At 49.8% G+C, this 15,022-nt stretch carries 14 protein-coding genes; 10 read left to right on the forward strand and 4 right to left on the reverse strand.

All coding sequences use genetic code 11. The features are described from left to right. Window positions 1-241 precede the first annotated feature (241 nt). From ACR9FF_RS07245 to ACR9FF_RS07255, 3 genes are all read right to left on the reverse strand, one after another. A complete protein-coding gene (locus ACR9FF_RS07245; RefSeq protein WP_127495040.1) occupies window positions 242-922 on the reverse strand; it encodes an SDR family NAD(P)-dependent oxidoreductase in 681 nt (226 codons plus the stop codon). 201 nt (window positions 923-1,123) lie between these two features. Further along, on the reverse strand, window positions 1,124-1,492 hold the full coding sequence (locus ACR9FF_RS07250) for a cupredoxin domain-containing protein (protein WP_015843009.1): 369 nt from the start codon (window positions 1,490-1,492) through the stop codon (window positions 1,124-1,126). Between the two features lie 155 nt (window positions 1,493-1,647). Continuing rightward, complete coding sequence (locus ACR9FF_RS07255) at window positions 1,648-2,016, reverse strand: phage holin family protein (protein ID WP_116393886.1); 369 nt, start codon at window positions 2,014-2,016, stop codon at window positions 1,648-1,650. Between the two features lie 153 nt (window positions 2,017-2,169). Here ACR9FF_RS07255 and ACR9FF_RS07260 point away from each other — a divergent pair, with 153 nt between their 5' ends. The 5 genes from ACR9FF_RS07260 (at window position 2,170) to cysK (ending at window position 8,179) form a co-directional block, all read left to right on the forward strand. Further along, window positions 2,170-4,542, forward strand: coding sequence for an endonuclease MutS2 (locus tag ACR9FF_RS07260; protein WP_435170002.1), 2,373 nt, complete (start codon window positions 2,170-2,172; stop codon window positions 4,540-4,542). Between the two features lie 53 nt (window positions 4,543-4,595). Further along, entirely contained in the window at window positions 4,596-5,018 is a 423-nt protein-coding gene (locus ACR9FF_RS07265; RefSeq protein WP_116393884.1) for a DUF350 domain-containing protein, read from the forward strand. Window positions 5,019-5,177: 159 nt separating this feature from the next. Continuing rightward, window positions 5,178-5,687, forward strand: a complete 510-nt coding sequence (locus ACR9FF_RS07270; RefSeq protein ID WP_127495038.1) for a hypothetical protein — start codon at window positions 5,178-5,180, stop codon at window positions 5,685-5,687. 72 nt (window positions 5,688-5,759) lie between these two features. Then, window positions 5,760-7,049 (forward strand): MFS transporter, encoded by a 1,290-nt coding sequence (locus tag ACR9FF_RS07275; protein ID WP_435170005.1) that lies wholly within the window; start codon window positions 5,760-5,762, stop codon window positions 7,047-7,049. A 212-nt stretch (window positions 7,050-7,261) separates the two neighbouring features. Beyond that, the gene (cysK, locus tag ACR9FF_RS07280; protein ID WP_201006479.1) at window positions 7,262-8,179 is read left to right on the forward strand and encodes a cysteine synthase A; all 918 of its coding nucleotides are present in this window, start codon (window positions 7,262-7,264) and stop codon (window positions 8,177-8,179) included. A gap of 28 nt (window positions 8,180-8,207) precedes the next feature. Here the strand turns inward: cysK and ACR9FF_RS07285 are convergent, their stop codons facing one another. Then, a complete protein-coding gene (locus ACR9FF_RS07285; protein WP_435170007.1) occupies window positions 8,208-9,272 on the reverse strand; it encodes a CotH kinase family protein in 1,065 nt (354 codons plus the stop codon). A gap of 317 nt (window positions 9,273-9,589) precedes the next feature. On the opposite strand from ACR9FF_RS07285, the gene ACR9FF_RS07290 reads away from it, so the two are divergent. From ACR9FF_RS07290 to ACR9FF_RS07310, 5 genes are all read left to right on the forward strand, one after another. Next, entirely contained in the window at window positions 9,590-10,324 is a 735-nt protein-coding gene (locus ACR9FF_RS07290; protein WP_201006483.1) for a hypothetical protein, read from the forward strand. A gap of 79 nt (window positions 10,325-10,403) precedes the next feature. Then, on the forward strand, window positions 10,404-11,069 hold the full coding sequence (locus ACR9FF_RS07295; protein ID WP_116393878.1) for a DUF2642 domain-containing protein: 666 nt from the start codon (window positions 10,404-10,406) through the stop codon (window positions 11,067-11,069). A gap of 114 nt (window positions 11,070-11,183) precedes the next feature. Next, window positions 11,184-12,308, forward strand: a complete 1,125-nt coding sequence (locus tag ACR9FF_RS07300; RefSeq protein ID WP_435170010.1) for a GerAB/ArcD/ProY family transporter — start codon at window positions 11,184-11,186, stop codon at window positions 12,306-12,308. Continuing rightward, window positions 12,298-13,797, forward strand: coding sequence for a spore germination protein (locus tag ACR9FF_RS07305; RefSeq protein WP_435170012.1), 1,500 nt, complete (start codon window positions 12,298-12,300; stop codon window positions 13,795-13,797). Before ACR9FF_RS07300 ends, ACR9FF_RS07305 begins: the two co-directional genes overlap by 11 nt. Further along, window positions 13,794-14,969: a Ger(x)C family spore germination protein gene (locus ACR9FF_RS07310; RefSeq protein ID WP_435170014.1), complete on the forward strand. Its 1,176-nt coding sequence runs from the start codon at window positions 13,794-13,796 to the stop codon at window positions 14,967-14,969. Before ACR9FF_RS07305 ends, ACR9FF_RS07310 begins: the two co-directional genes overlap by 4 nt. Window positions 14,970-15,022: the final 53 nt, after the last annotated feature.

Here is a 15,022-nt window from a genome sequence, read left to right on the forward strand (position 1 = left end):
CGATTCGAAGCAAATTCGGCCGTTACCGGCAAGCTTAAAGATGCGAGACATCGTTAAGCTGCAGTGAAAACGGCCTTTGCGAGAGCTTAACGATGCGCCGCATCGTTAAGGGAGCTGCTAGGGCTCGATTCGAAGCAAATTCGGGCGTTTCCGGCAAGCTTAACGATGCACCACCGAATTACCGGACGCAGAGAAAAAGCCGCCTCAATGTCACAGCATTGGAGCGGCTTCTTCTCTGTTGTTATCCGTAGCTGACAATCGTTCCGGTAGGACCGCCTACCGGAAGGCTGGCCAAGCGGATGAGGTCCGGGGTGACGACCGCCGGATCTTTGCCGGTGGCGTGCATTTCGGTACGCAGCGTACCGGGATTGTATAAATTAACAAGAATGCCGTGCTCATGCTCCTCGTCGGCGAGCGTGCGGGTCAGCGATTCCAGGCCGGCTTTCGCTGCGCTGTAGGCGGCATAACCGCCTGCTCCGTTCCAGGACAAGCCGGAGGTTATATTAATAATGCGGCCGTATTTGCTTTTGCGCATGGTTGGCAGAACGGCCTTTGTAAGCAGAAACGGTCCTGTCAAATTGGTGGCCACTTGCGCATGCCAATTCTCGGAGGTTAATTCCAGCACGGAACCGGGCTCGAATACGGCCGCATTATTTAATAACACATGGATGGAGCCCCATCGATCGATGACCTGCTGGACTGCGGATTGAATTTGGCTTTCCTGTGTAATGTCGGTAGGGATGATCAGCGCTTCGCGGCCCGTATTCTGTTTGATCAGCTCGGCTGTCTCCTGCAGCTTGCTTTCACGGCGGCCTAACAAAGCAACCTCGGCTCCTTCTTTCGCGAACGACAGGGAAGCTGCTCTTCCGAGTCCCGAACCTGCACCGCTTACGACGGCAATCCGTCCGTTTAATAAGCTCATGGATCATACCCCTCCTCAAAAGAATAATTTATGAATCATCTTATCAGACCGGAAGGCGGTAGGGGAAGAGTTCATAGCATCAGTCTTTCTTACCCTTTTGTAAAGGAATCATTATAATTCATATGTAGGCTGGCAAGCAGGCATGTCGCGGAAAGAAAAAAAGACCCCTTCAAAATAAAGAGGTCTTTGCGGTAATAAGGCTTAAGCAGCTTCAACAATAAGCTTGGCCGACATTTTCGAATGTCCGCCGCCGCATGGAATGTTGCATTTGATTTCGTATTCGCCGGCATCAAGCGTGATGGTTTTTGCTTTATTCTGAGTCAGTTTCACGTTTGTCTTCTCAATCTCGACGCCGTGAACGCCATCGATGAGCTCGAGCTTAATAGTCTGACCTTTTTTGATATGGTATTCTGGCTGATCGAATTCCCAACTGCTCGCTTTAATCACAACGTCCGCAACCGTAGAGCTTGCCGCGTCCGATCCGGAGTTATTGCTCTTGCTGTTGGAGCCGCAGGCAGCTACGACAAACACAAGGCAAAGCACGGATGCAAATATGAGCCACTTCTTCATCTTCATACCCCTTTCATAGCCAAAAGCATACAAATTTCAATACTTTTCCTATTGTAGCTTATCCGCATCCAATTTGCAGTGACAGTCCCGTGACAAATGAAAAAGCCCCTGCCCATCGTTTCCGACAGGACAAGGGCTTCAAAGCTTATTTGCTGCTAGTCGCGGTTGCGGTAATCGCTTCTGCCTGCTTCGTACGGGGTGCTGACCGGAATGAACAAGTCGATAATCCCGATAACGAGAGCGGCTAAGATTGCGCCAAGCCAAGTGACGGATACGCCGCCCACGATAAACTGTGCAATCCAGATGACAGCCGCGCTGGCGATAAAGCCAACGATACCGCGTCCAAACGGGGTAACTTTTTTGCCGAAAATACCTTCAATGATCCAGCCCAGCGCCGCGATAACAAGCGCCAGCAGGAGGGCGCTCCAGAAGCCGCCGACACTAAATTGCGGAACGATCCAGCCGACTACCATCAGAACGATGGCTGCAACGATAAAACGGACAACATGACCAAGAAAACTCATATCATTAGCCTCCTCATGTTAGGTTAGCCTAAGTATGGTGCGTTTCCTAACTTATTATGACCATTAATCAGGGAAACATGTATGAATCAAGCGGTGATGTCGTGCATCCTAAACCCCGATCAGCTATAATATAAGGGCGAGAGGAGTGTTCACTTGGACAGCAAAATTTTATCCACTTTGGAATTTCATAAAATTACGAATAAATTAGTGCATCATGCCGCTACATCGCTAGGGAAAAACGTGTCGGGGCAGCTTGCCCCGGTCTCCGATCTGGAAGACGTCAAGCATATGCTGCAGACGACCGATGAAGCGTACAAAGCAGACAGGCTGAAGGGCAATGCACCGTTTGGGGGCGTTGTGGACATCAGCGCTTCCCTTCATCGCGCAAGAATCGGAGGAACCCTGAACCCCGCCGAGCTGTTGGATATCGCGGCAACGGCAAGAGGCGCACGCCGGGTTAAGAAGCATATCGACAATCTGCATGAGGATGATCCGATACCGCTTTTGTTCCAGCTGACTGAGCAATTATCCGAGCATAAGCCGCTGGAGGATGCCATCTTTGACTGCATCGACGACCAGGCGGAAGTCATGGACAGCGCGAGCCCTGAACTCGCATCCATCCGTCGCGAGCTGCGGAGCGGAGAGTCGCGGATCCGGGAGAAGCTGGAACAGATGATCCGTTCGTCTTCGGTGCAGAAGATGCTGCAGGATTCCATTATTACGCTTCGGAACGACCGTTACGTCATACCGGTTAAGCAGGAGTACCGCTCGCATTTTGGCGGGATTGTCCACGACCAGTCCGGTTCCGGCGCTACCCTGTTTATTGAGCCGGAAGCTATTGTATCGATGAATAACAAGCTGCGGGAGACCAAAGCCGCGGAGCTTCGCGAAATCGAGAAAATCCTGCAAAAGCTGACGGCCCGCGCGGCAGAGCATGTAGAGGATCTGCTTTACAACCAGGATCTGCTCGGCAAACTGGACTTTGCCTATGCCAAGGCGCGGCTTGCCCATGAAATGAAAGCGACTTTGCCGCGCATGAACGACAGGGGCTTCCTCAAAATCAAACGCGGACGCCATCCGTTGATCGCTCCGGACAAAGTTGTGCCGCTTGATGTGGAGCTTGGCAATCAGTTTACGGCTATTATCGTTACCGGTCCGAATACGGGAGGTAAAACGGTATCCCTAAAGACTGTAGGTCTGCTCAGTCTGATGGCGATGTCGGGTTTGTTTGTACCGGCTGAAGAAGGAAGCCAGCTTTGCGTGTTTGACTCCATTTATGCCGATATCGGCGATGAGCAGAGCATCGAGCAAAGCCTTAGTACCTTCTCCAGCCATATGACGAATATTATCCGGATTCTGGAATCCATGACGTCCAAGAGCCTTGTACTGCTCGATGAGCTTGGTGCGGGAACGGACCCGGCCGAAGGCTCGGCGCTTGCGATTGCCATTCTGGAGCATATCCATAAGCTCGACAGCCGCATTATTGCGACTACGCATTATAGCGAGCTTAAGGCTTATGCTTATAACCGCAAAGGCGTCATTAACGCCAGCATGGAGTTCGACGTTGCAACGCTTAGCCCGACTTACCGCCTTCTTGTTGGTGTTCCGGGACGAAGCAATGCGTTTGCCATTGCGGAGAGGCTGGGTCTCAGCCAGGCGATTATCGATCATGCCAAGGGCGAGGTCAGCGAAGAGGATCAACGCGTTGAGAACATGATTGCCTCTCTGGAGGAAGATCGTCTAAGCGCGGAATCGGAGCGTAATACGGCAGAGTCGATGCGGCGCGAGATGGAAGCGCAGCGCAAACGCCACGAAGCGGAGCTGGAGCGCTTCGAGGAGCAGCGCGACAAAATGCTGCAGAAGGCGCAGGAAGAAGCGCATGAGGCAGTTGCGAAGGCCAGACGCGAAGCGGATCAGATTATCGCGGATCTTCGCAAGCTGGCTCTGGAGGAAGGCGCTTCCGTCAAGGAGCATAAGCTGATTGAAGCCAAGCGCAGACTGGAGGAAGCGGCACCGGAGCTTGCCGCGAAGAAGAAGCGTCCGGCAGGCGGCGGAGCGAAGAAGCCGGCGAAGATTGGAGCCGGCGATGAGGTTATGGTCTACAGCCTCAATCAAAAGGGTATCGTTGTAGAGATAGGCGCATCGGATGCTACCGTTCAGCTTGGCATTATGAAGATGAAGGTCGCGCTGGATGATCTTGAGCTGATTAAGCCGGTGGCGCAGCTCAACAAGCAGCAGCAGCCTAAGCAGACGGCAAGCCTGAAGCGCTCCAAGGAAGATAGCCTCCGCATGGAGCTGGATCTGCGCGGGGCGAACCTGGAGGAAGCTATTATTGAAGTGGATCGTTTCCTCGACGAGTCGTATTTGGGCGGGCTTGGTCAAGTATATATCATCCATGGCATGGGTACCGGCGTATTGCGTGCGGGAATCCAACAATATTTACGCAAGCATAGTCTTGTGAAGGCGTATCGTCTCGGAAAATACGGCGAAGGCGGCGCAGGCGTAACCGTGGCGGAGCTGAAATAGCTTCGCCGTTAAGCTTGTGCGGCACGGCAAGCAAGCCTTTGGGAGTGATAAGGATGGGTAATGAAGTCGATCGTTTGCTCAGCAATTCTTATGCGGCATCTCTCGTTTATGTATCGCTGGTTGTCCTGTCGCTTATCGTCTTTTTGTCCGTGTTTGAGCTTGTGACCCGTTATAATTGCTGGAAGGAAATCAAGAACGGCAACGTAGCGGTAGCTATGGCGACAAGCGGGAAAATATTCGGGATATGCAATATTTTCAGGTTTTCCATTGAAGCGAAGGTTTCCGTGTACGAAAGTCTGATCTGGGGGATATTCGGCTTTATCATATTGCTTGCCGCCTATTTCTTGTTTGAGTTTCTTACGCCGGTGTTCAAGATCGATGACGAAATCGCTAAGGATAACCGTGCGGTAGGATTTATTGCCATGATTATTTCCATTTCTTTGTCTTATGTTATCGGAGCAACGGTTATATTGTAAGCGGCATAGGCTTGCGTAATAAGAATTGCTCTGCAATTCTTATTTTCAGGAGGGCAGTCATGAAGTATTTATGGGGAATTTTACTCGCGATTGCAATTATATTTTTTGGATTAGGCGTTATCTATATTTTGAACAATTAAGCTTGTGGAGGGTTTTGGAATGGAAGAGCAAACAATTTGCCCATGGTGCGATACCGAAATTGTATGGGATGAAGAGATTGGGCCGGAGAAGCATTGTCCGCATTGCGAGAATGAACTAAGCGGCTATCGTACGATGCAGATCGGGATCGACCGCGATGAAGACGAGCAGGACGACAACTGGGACGAGGAGCAGGAAGAGCAAAAGCAGGATGATTCCTATAACGATGAATCCAACGAAGGCTTCCGTCAAATGAATGTATCCTGGCTTGCGGCGGAAGAAACGATCCGTCAAATAACGGACAGTCAGGAAGAAGCGCCGGAATGTCCTTCTTGCCGTGAATATATGCTGGAAGCGGGTAAACAAACGGTATCGCTTCAGCCAACGGTGCATGCCGTAACCGGTAAACCCGTTATCCAATCGCCGTTTGAGACCGTAACTTATATCTGTCCGTCCTGCTTCCAGACTTCGACGGTTCTAAGCGAGAAAGCCCGGAACCAGATGCTGGAGCTGCTTGCGCCAAAAGAGTAATTACTGGAAAAACGGCATGCGGCCTGCTTAATTGGGAAACCTAACGGAACATCACTGTTAGGAGGAATCGGATTGAAGCAGAGTCATCATGGCGTTAAGACCGGCGGGCGTATGCCTGGCAAATCAGTCGGCCGCGTTGTCCCGGGTTCACGCCACGGCGGGGCGATGGATGCGCAGGCCATCCTGCTGCTGACGGTACAAGGTCTGTTTGGCGTGGCAAGCGCACTGTCCGGAACGTTCATCCCGGTCTATCTCTGGAAAGCAAGCCAGTCCTTTATGCTAATTGGCTGGTACACGCTTGGACAATACATAACAAGCGGCATCATCTTTTGGCTGGCAGGCAAATGGGTGAAGGAACATCATAAAATGTACAGCCTCCGTCTTGGCATCGTGCTGTCGGGGGCGTTTTATTTTACGGTACTCATGCTGGGCCAGCAGGCCAAAACCTACAGCATACCTCTCGGCATGCTAAGCGGTATGGCATTAGGCTTTTATTGGATGGCTTATAATGTAGTTTATTTCGAAATTACCGAGCCGGATAACCGCGACCGGTTTAATGGAATAGCAGGCATTTTAGGATCATTGTCGGGGATTATTGCCCCATGGGTGTCGGGTTTCCTGATTACGACGCTGCATGGCGAGCGCGGTTACAAGCTTATTTTCACGATTTCCCTTGTTATCTTTGGTCTGGCCGTTGTCGGCAGTTTCTGGCTGAAGAACCGCGGCGTTATAGGAGAGAAGTACAAATGGTTCCTTGGACTTCAAGAACTGAAAGAAAAGGGAAATCCATGGCGGCGGATGTTTGGTGCTATCGTCGCTCAAGGCGTTCGCGAAGGCGTCTTTATGTTCCTGATCGGACTTGTCATCTATATCGCAACTAAAAACGAAGGGAAATTGGGGAATTTCTCGCTGATTACTTCCCTTGTTGCCCTCATCAGCTTCTGGTTTGTCGGCAAGCGCCTCAAACCGAGCAACCGCAGAATCGCGATGCTGGCAGGTACGATCATGATTGGTCTGATCATTCTTCCGTTGTTCTATAAAGTCACCTATAGTACATTGCTGATCTTCGGCATAGGCACTTCCTTGTTTATACCGTTGTACATTATCCCGATGACATCCCGGGTGTTCGACCTGATCGGCCACTCCGAGGAAAGCGCCGTTAACCGCGAAGAGCTAATCGTTCTTCGCGAGGCCGGCCTCATTATTGGCCGTGTCATCGGCCTAGCCGCTTATCTGGTTGTCGTATCCCAGACGCAGACGCCGGCGGCTATCGTTACCCTTATGTTTTGTGTTGGTATCGTTCCAATCGCCGGATGGTTTTTTATCCGGCCGTTCCTTTCGGCCAACAATAAATTTCGTTAAGTGCTTTTTAAAGGTTTCAATCGTCCTAGAGCGCGGAGCGAGTCTATCATGAATGAGAAGCGTTAGCGCTCGCCTTTGTCCAGGAATTTCAACCGCTAAGCGGTTTAATTCAAAGAAATTCAGGGACAACAGCGATCGAATCATGATAGACTCGCGCAGCATGGGCTTGATGGAACGATTGAAGTCTTTAACTGACACGAAAAGGAGAATTTATGCCACGTATAGTATCCACCATCATCGACCTCATCGGCGAAACGCCCGTCATCAGGCTTAACCGGCTTATTCAACCGGGAAGCGCGGAAGTGTGCGTTAAGCTGGAGCGGTTCAATCCGAGCGGCAGCGTGAAGGACCGCGCCGCGTCGGCTCTTATCGAAGCGGCCGAGCGTCAAGGTTTAATCTCCCCGGGCAGTACCATTATCGAGCCGACCAGCGGCAACACCGGTATTGGCCTAGCGATGAATGCGGCTGCCAAGGGCTACAAGCTTATCCTGATCATGCCGGACAATATGTCGGCGGAGCGAATCAAGCTGCTGCAGGCATACGGGGCTGACGTTGTTTTGACCCCGGCCGCGGAAAGAATGCCGGGAGCCATTCGCAAGGCGCTGGAGCTGCAAGCCGAAATACCGGGCAGCTTTATTCCGAACCAGTTCGAGAATCATGCCAACCCGGACATCCACCGGACTACAACCGCGGTAGAGATCCTGGAGCAAACGGGCGGCAAGCTGGATGCCTTCATTGCCACTGCCGGAACGGGCGGGACCATTACCGGCACAGGCGAGACGCTGAAGGCCTCATTGCCTCATATCCATATCGCGGTTGTCGAACCTGCCGGTTCTCCCGTTCTTTCGGGAGGCCAGCCCGGTCCTCATAAGCTGGTTGGCACAAGTCCCGGATTTGTACCCGCGATCCTGAACACGGAAGTTTATGACGAGATTATTCAGGTAGCCGATGAAGATGCCATTCGGACGATGAGAGACCTTGCGCGTCTTGAAGGATTGCTGCTTGGACCGTCCTCGGGCGCTTCCGTTTGGGCGGCTATGCAGGTTGCCAAGAAGCTTGGAGAGGGCAAGCGTGTTTTATGCATCGCACCGGATACCGGCGAGCGGTATTTAAGCATGAATCTATTTTAAAAGAGTCCGAAAAGAAAGCCCTTAAAGCTTATTTCCAAGCTTTAAGGGCTTCTTTAATAAGTCCGCGGCGTTCTCTTACATAATCGAGTATAAAAGAAGGCTCGTCGAGAAACGTGTCGTAGCTGCTTTTGCGGGTAAAATCATCACGGATTGCCGGCGTGATCTCTTTGTATAAGCGGGTAATCATAGGATCGATCCGCTCAACGGTAAAGGCTGTTTTTAATAGTCTATGCAGGATTGCGCGGTATCTTTGGCGGCAGGAAGAGAATTTAAACAGCTTGCCGGTCAGACTATTATACCCCTGCAGCCTTACAAGATCGCTGCCGCATGGCTTCCCGTAGCAGTTTCTCCCCCAGGTTCCCTCGTAATCCCAAGGAATAATTCGATATTTGCTTGTTTTCTTATGCTCATAGAGGGCATAGTTTTGATCAAAGCCGTCGTAGTTGCCGGTAAGAACCGCTCCGGCCAGCCACAATAAATATTGATTGATATCCAGCCGTTTGGCCGTATAGACGCTCAACTGTCTGCTAGGGAGGGAGTTGATATTGCGAATGAAACGGACCAGCCGGTATTTTGTGTTTGTTTGTCCGTTCACGATTTCATATCCGTCAAACAGCGAGTCTTTTTTCGCATTTGTATTCTGATCGACAAGACTGAAATCCGCGCTGTCATTAACGGCATAGATCAAGGAAGTATAACCGATACCTCTTTTTCTAAAGAACCGCCGGTCCACCGCTTCAATCTCCAAATAAACCCCTTGCTCATAACCGTTAATCTCGACGGAGATATGCTGGGTTTCCGGGGACGGCACTCCAATGAGGTTGAAAAACTGAAAGGATAAGGCGTTGCGGATCATGGAGGGATCGTCGAATTCCGCGTTCCAGTGCAGCGTTTTGCCCCCGTCTAGCCTGATCTCGAACGATTTCTTCGTGTAATTGCGCGTATGGCCGCCCCGAATGCCGCAAGTCCCCGAATAGCTTTTTCCATCTATTTCGATATGGATGGGTTTAAACGATTTGCTCCAAGGATTGTTCTTCAGATCCCATAGATCATCCTCGTCAATTTCAATTTTACGTATAGGCAGCTGTGCCACGGGCTTCACCCCTTAAGACCGAAGTCAAAGCCTATCGTGGCCGATAGGCTCCTGTGCTTATTTACGGTATTCGGGAAAGGGGGAGAATGACACCCGCAAGTGATGAAATTGTTTATTTCTTCTTTTTGTCCGCATAAATGGTTACTAATCTAGTACCTCTCCTATACGGGTTACATATAAATATATTACAAACCGTCACCAATGGTAGATGACTAGATAGCGAAACACCAGGAAGTTCAGCCTATTAGTGGTAGAAGGTCAATTGGATGGCACGGTTGTAAATCTATTAAGAGAAAGTTATCGGAGGGATTTATTACATGTACGGATGCAATTGGCAGCAAGGTAGCAACAACAGCGGCGGACACCAATGGCACAGGAGTCACAAAAGCCACAGAAGCAATGGCAAAAGCACAGGAACAGGCACCACAGGAACAGGCAACACTGAACTTAGAAACTTGGTAGGCGAAACTGTCCGAATCAACCGTGGCGGTCCGGAATCTCTGGAAGGCAAGCTGCTCGCCGTTAAAAACGATTACCTGGTTCTTTCGACAAAAGAAGGCGTTGTATACGTTGACCTCAGCCATGTAAAAAGCGTAACCGGATTTGCTACAAGCAAAAGCGGCGGTACTAGCACGGATTATATCAACGCGAACAACTTCAGAGGCGTTATTAATGCTTTAACGAAAGAATTCGTGCAAATCAACTGGGGCGGACCGGAAAAGGTAGAAGGCTTCCTCGCTGAAGTACAAGGCAACACAGCACTCGTTGTAGCAGCAAATAATCAAGTTGTTTATCTCCTGGTTGACCACATCAAAACAATCAAAAAACTCGGCGGCAAATCCGGCGGCAACAAGAGCGGAGGCAACCAAGGCGGCAACCAAGGCGGTAACAAATCCGGCGGCAACAAAAACAACAACAAATCGGGTAATAAAAACAACAACAAATCCGGCGGCAACAAATCGGGCAACCGTACCGGTGCTCAAGCTCAAGGGCAGTCGACAGGCAACAAATCGAAAAAATCCGGTAGCAGCAACCGCTCGAAAAAAGGCTAATCGATAGATAGAAGCCGGGCATTTACTTTAGTGTCCGGCTTCCTTAATAGATGAAGCTTTTGAAAAGGAGGTCGAGCAGTTGAAGAACCAGCATCCATTCCTCGATTCACAGGTTGAGCTTGTTATTTCCGGAAGAGCGGGCATACGCGGCAAGCTGATTGATTTTGGCCCCGATATACTTGTGCTTTATAACGGCACCCAGTTTTTTTACGTACCGCTGATCCATTTGCAGCAAATGAGAATTGTGCAGGATGAAAATCAAAACTACAGCAGTACGCCGGAGCTACCGTTCGAATCGTATAACGACTCCATATCTTTCCGCAAAATTTTATTGAATTCCAAAGGCATGTTTTCGGAAATTTATATTACCGGCAATCAATCCATACATGGCTATGTGACGGCAGTCATGAACGATTTCTTTGTTTTTTATTCGCCGGTCTACCATTCCGTCATGATCTCCATGCGGCATCTTAAATATCTGGTACCGTATAACGCCAATGTTACCCCTTACTCGTTGTCATCCGAACAATTTCCGCTCAAGCCAACACCCTTAACCCTTGCCCGTACCTTTGATCAGCAGCTGCGCAAACATATCGGACAATTCGTCGTTCTTGATCTGGGGGAGAATCCTAGAAAGACAGGTGTCCTCAAAAATGTCGATTTGAACCTGCTTGAACTTGCGGATGCGAGTGGATCATCGGTGTTTATCCATTTTGATCACGTCAAAACGATTCACCTGCCATAAACGGTAAAGCCCTTTTGATCGCGTCCAGCAAATCAAAGGGCTTTTTTCCATGGATAAGGAAATGCATCACTTTTCTTCCTAAGGGGAATGCTGGAAGCGAAGGTGGTGAATTCTGTGCAGCTAAATGCGAAGCCTATCGGTTTATGGCCAATTGTTATGATGACTCTGCTCAGCGTTGGCCTTGTCAATCACGTCATCGTTGTTCCCCTGCTGCTTGCCGAAGCGAAAAGAGATGCATGGCTGAGTATTCCGGTTGCGCTTATTATCGCGCTACCCATTGCCGTGTTTCCTTTGCAGCGCGTGATGTTCAAGATGAACAGAGTACGCTTTGACGAATGGCTCAGGCAACGTGTCCCGGCTTTTTTTGTATGGTTGATTCTCGCAATTATTAATTTGGCTTTGCTTTTCGTCGCTTTCGGATCTTTGGTAGACGTTGTCGCCTGGACATCGAATACCTATTTGCCGTTGACGCCGCAATACGTGGTTCTGTTTATTTTCTGCTTTATCTGCATGTTTGCGGCTATGAACGGACTGCGCACGATTGCTTATGTATCCTGCATTCTGCTTCCAATCGTTGTAGTGCTGGGAGACTTTGTCATGTCGGCCAACATGCCGTCCAAGGATTACCGGTACTTGCTGCCGATGTTCGAAATGGGGATATACCCGATATTCAAAGGGTCTGTCTATTCCCTCAGCGCTTTTATGGAACTGTCCTTCCTGCTTCTTATCCAACATGAAATGAAGAGAAGCTTTAAGAAGTGGCATCTCCTGCTGCTGACCATTATGCTCATGCTCTTGACCCTGGGCCCTACGGTAGGTGCTATTACTCTGTTTGGACCTGAAGAAGCAAGCATGATGCGTTATCCGGCTTATTCGCAATGGCGTCTAGTGCAGATTGGCAAATATTTCGAGCATGTTGATTTTTTTGCCGTGTTTCAATGGCTTTCCGGAGCGCTTATCCGGATATCGCTGCCACTCTATCTCATTCAGCTTTACGGACCGTTCAGGAAAATTAAGCGAAAATGGATCAGCATGCTGATCACCGTTTTTGTTTTGGCTATAGCAAGCTTTACCGTTCTGATGCATATGAAGTGGTACATGATCCTAATGCACGCTTACTTTCAGGTAGCTTGGATTCTGTTTGGCGCCGTTCTTCTGCTGCTATGGATTCTCACGTTCCGCAAACCAAAAAAATCAGCTCAGCCGGAAATGCAAGGAGGTTACCGCAATGAGTCATGAACCGGACAAGCAACATCGCAAACGGGATCGTTTGGACCGAATTTATGAAGAATTGGCCGGTTCAGGAGACATCGTTATTCAAACGTTGGAGGTTGGCAAAGAAGAGCAAAAGCGGGTATTCCGCATTCTGATGTGCAGCGGCATGGTGGATATGCAGACGGTATTTATCGCCTTGCTGCCGCAGCTCGACAAGCTGGCCGAGAGTTTAAACAAAAACTTCGGAGCGCTGGATCAGCCAGAGGCTGCGCGGGAACCGGTTGTGATGGACAAGAACAATCTGCACAAGGAAGGCCATTCGTTTGGCGCGCGTCTTTCGCTCGATAATGAACGGGAGGTCGCTTTCTTTTTTTCCAACCTTTACTCGGGCAGCGTCATCGTTATCGACGATGCTACGCGCTCGGTATATTCCTTCGATATCGCAAGCATTCCGGGGCGCCAGCCCGAAGAATCAACGATGGAGCTGTCGGTCAAAGGGCCGCGGGACGGGTTTGTGGAAAGTCTAGCTACCAATATTGCGCTTATCCGGAGAAGACTGCGCACGCCGGATCTGAATGTGGAATATATGAAAATCGGAACCGAGTCGCAGACGGAAATTTCGATGATGTTCATGAGAAGCAAAGCGGAGCCGTCCTTGGTCAGAGAAGCTAAAAAAAGGCTGGGTGAGATTCATATCGAAGCCTTGTACAGCTCTTCCGAGCTGGAGGAGCTTGTGTCGGACAGGCCAAACAGCCTGTTCCCGCTCGTTGATTACATAGGCCGTCCCGACTACGTCGTTCAATCGTTAATGCAAGGCAGAGTCTGTCTCCTGGTCGATGGCAATCCTTCCGTCATTATCCTGCCGGGTAATCTGACGCTCCTGGTAAAATCCCCGGAGGATGCCCATCTTCCTTATTACTATGTAACCCTGGAGCGGCTGCTTCGTTTTATCGGATTTGTGCTGGCTATTTGTCTCCCGGGCTTTTGGGTCGCTTTATCGGCCTATAATACGGATCAAATACCGTTTACGCTGCTAGCTACCGTCACGAACTCCCGAATCGGCCTGCCGATATCGGCCACGATGGAAATGTTTCTCATGATGGGGATGTTCGAGTTGTTCCGGGAAGCGGGCGTGAGGCTGCCTCGGCCCGTTGGCCAAACGGTGTCCGTCGTTGGCGGGCTCATTATCGGGGATGCTGCCATACGGGCAGGCATAACCTCTCCGACGATGCTTGTGGCAGCTGCTATTACGGCAGTCTCTACCTTTACGCTGGTTAATCAGACTTTAAGCGGAACCGTCAGCATATTACGATTTTTCGTGTTGACCCTCTCGTCGATGTTCGGGATCTTCGGCTTCTTTGTCAGCGTGTTTTTAATCCTGATCTATATGTGTTCGCTTGAAACGTTTAATCAGAATTACATGCAGCCCATTGCCCCGATTAAATGGAGGGAATTAGTGACGGGATTATTCCAGAAGCCTTGGAAGTCCAGAGCAAAAGGTGAGAAGCCATGACGGTTCATGCGAAAATTCGAAGCTATGCGAAAGCGGCTAAAGCCGCTCTGGCCGTTTGCGTGATGCTTGTAACAGGCGGCTGCTGGGACGAAGTGAATTTGCAGGATGTCAGTTACATATCGGCTATCGGCGTCGACTATGTTGACGATAAATTCGTTGTGTACGCCCAAATGATATCGTTTGGCGTCATCGCCAAGCAGGAAGGCGGCGCACCGCCGCCAGGGAGCCCGATATGGATAGGAAAGCATGAAGGCAATACCAATCTTGCCGCGGTGTTTAATTTAATGGATTCTTCCCAGTACAAGCTGTCGCTTAATCACTTGAAGTCGGTCGTGATCCACGAACGCGCTTTCAAAGAAATGAAGCAAATCATCGACAGCCTTAACCGGCTTAGCTCCACCCGATTCAATTCCTTTATATTTGGAACCAAAACAGACATTAACGAGTTGTTTACGATGGATATGCTGTTTAACAAAACGCCGCTGACAACGCCGCTTTACGCACCTCAAATCGAGAATAACCAGAACAGCTATGTCGATCCGATGACCCTGCAGTCATTCGTGCGCGATGCTCTTGAACCGGCTATGTCCGTCAAGCTTCCTTCGCTTTCGATTCTGCCGGATGACTGGGAGAACAATAAAAAAAAGCTAAACTTTTTAACCATTGATGGCGTGTTTTTATTCAATGAGAAGAAACCGTCCGGTTATATGTCCAGGGCAAAGTCCGAAGGGCTAATCTGGATTGACGAAGCATTCAAACGTTCCCTCATTCCAATTCAGGTTGAAGACAAAAGAGCCTCTGTTGTTGTTGATTCGGCAAACTCGAAGGTAAAGGCCAGCATGGATAATAACAACCCTCAATTCGTATTAAAGGTTAATCTGACCGGGCATTTAATTGAAGCATCAAGCGATATGACAGACGAGGAGCTTATTGAGCAAGTGGAGAAGACCGTAAAAAAACAGCTCAAGGACACTTACGCTAGGGGATTAGCCCTCAATGCCGATATTTATGATCTGGAGCATCAGCTGTACCGTCATCACAATAAGGAGTGGAAGCGCCTGGTTAAAGAAGATTGGAGGCCCGGTCCAAAAGATTTGACCTTCGAAGTGAAGTGCAAGATTACGAAGGAATCGGAGCTCCGCACGAAATCCGAACTCGAGCTGCATACATAATTCATGGGAGTTACGCCCATAATACGTATGCTATCCCAAACTTGGCATGAAGG

This window comes from Paenibacillus glycanilyticus (assembly GCF_051200795.1).
Taxonomy (GTDB): domain Bacteria; phylum Bacillota; class Bacilli; order Paenibacillales; family Paenibacillaceae; genus Pristimantibacillus; species Pristimantibacillus glycanilyticus.

Excerpts from the sequence above, each read along its gene's own strand:
- ACR9FF_RS07270 (WP_127495038.1), top strand. The coding sequence starts at position 5,178 with ATGGAAGAGCAAACAATTTGCCCATGGTGCGATACCGAAATTGTATGG.
- cysK (WP_201006479.1), top strand. The coding sequence starts at position 7,262 with ATGCCACGTATAGTATCCACCATCATCGACCTCATCGGCGAAACGCCC.
- ACR9FF_RS07310 (WP_435170014.1), top strand. The coding sequence starts at position 13,794 with ATGACGGTTCATGCGAAAATTCGAAGCTATGCGAAAGCGGCTAAAGCC.
- ACR9FF_RS07245 (WP_127495040.1), bottom strand. The coding sequence starts at position 922 with ATGAGCTTATTAAACGGACGGATTGCCGTCGTAAGCGGTGCAGGTTCG.
- ACR9FF_RS07290 (WP_201006483.1), top strand. The coding sequence starts at position 9,590 with ATGTACGGATGCAATTGGCAGCAAGGTAGCAACAACAGCGGCGGACAC.
- ACR9FF_RS07255 (WP_116393886.1), bottom strand. The coding sequence starts at position 2,016 with ATGAGTTTTCTTGGTCATGTTGTCCGTTTTATCGTTGCAGCCATCGTT.
- ACR9FF_RS07265 (WP_116393884.1), top strand. The coding sequence starts at position 4,596 with ATGGGTAATGAAGTCGATCGTTTGCTCAGCAATTCTTATGCGGCATCT.
- ACR9FF_RS07305 (WP_435170012.1), top strand. The coding sequence starts at position 12,298 with ATGAGTCATGAACCGGACAAGCAACATCGCAAACGGGATCGTTTGGAC.
- ACR9FF_RS07250 (WP_015843009.1), bottom strand. The coding sequence starts at position 1,492 with ATGAAGAAGTGGCTCATATTTGCATCCGTGCTTTGCCTTGTGTTTGTC.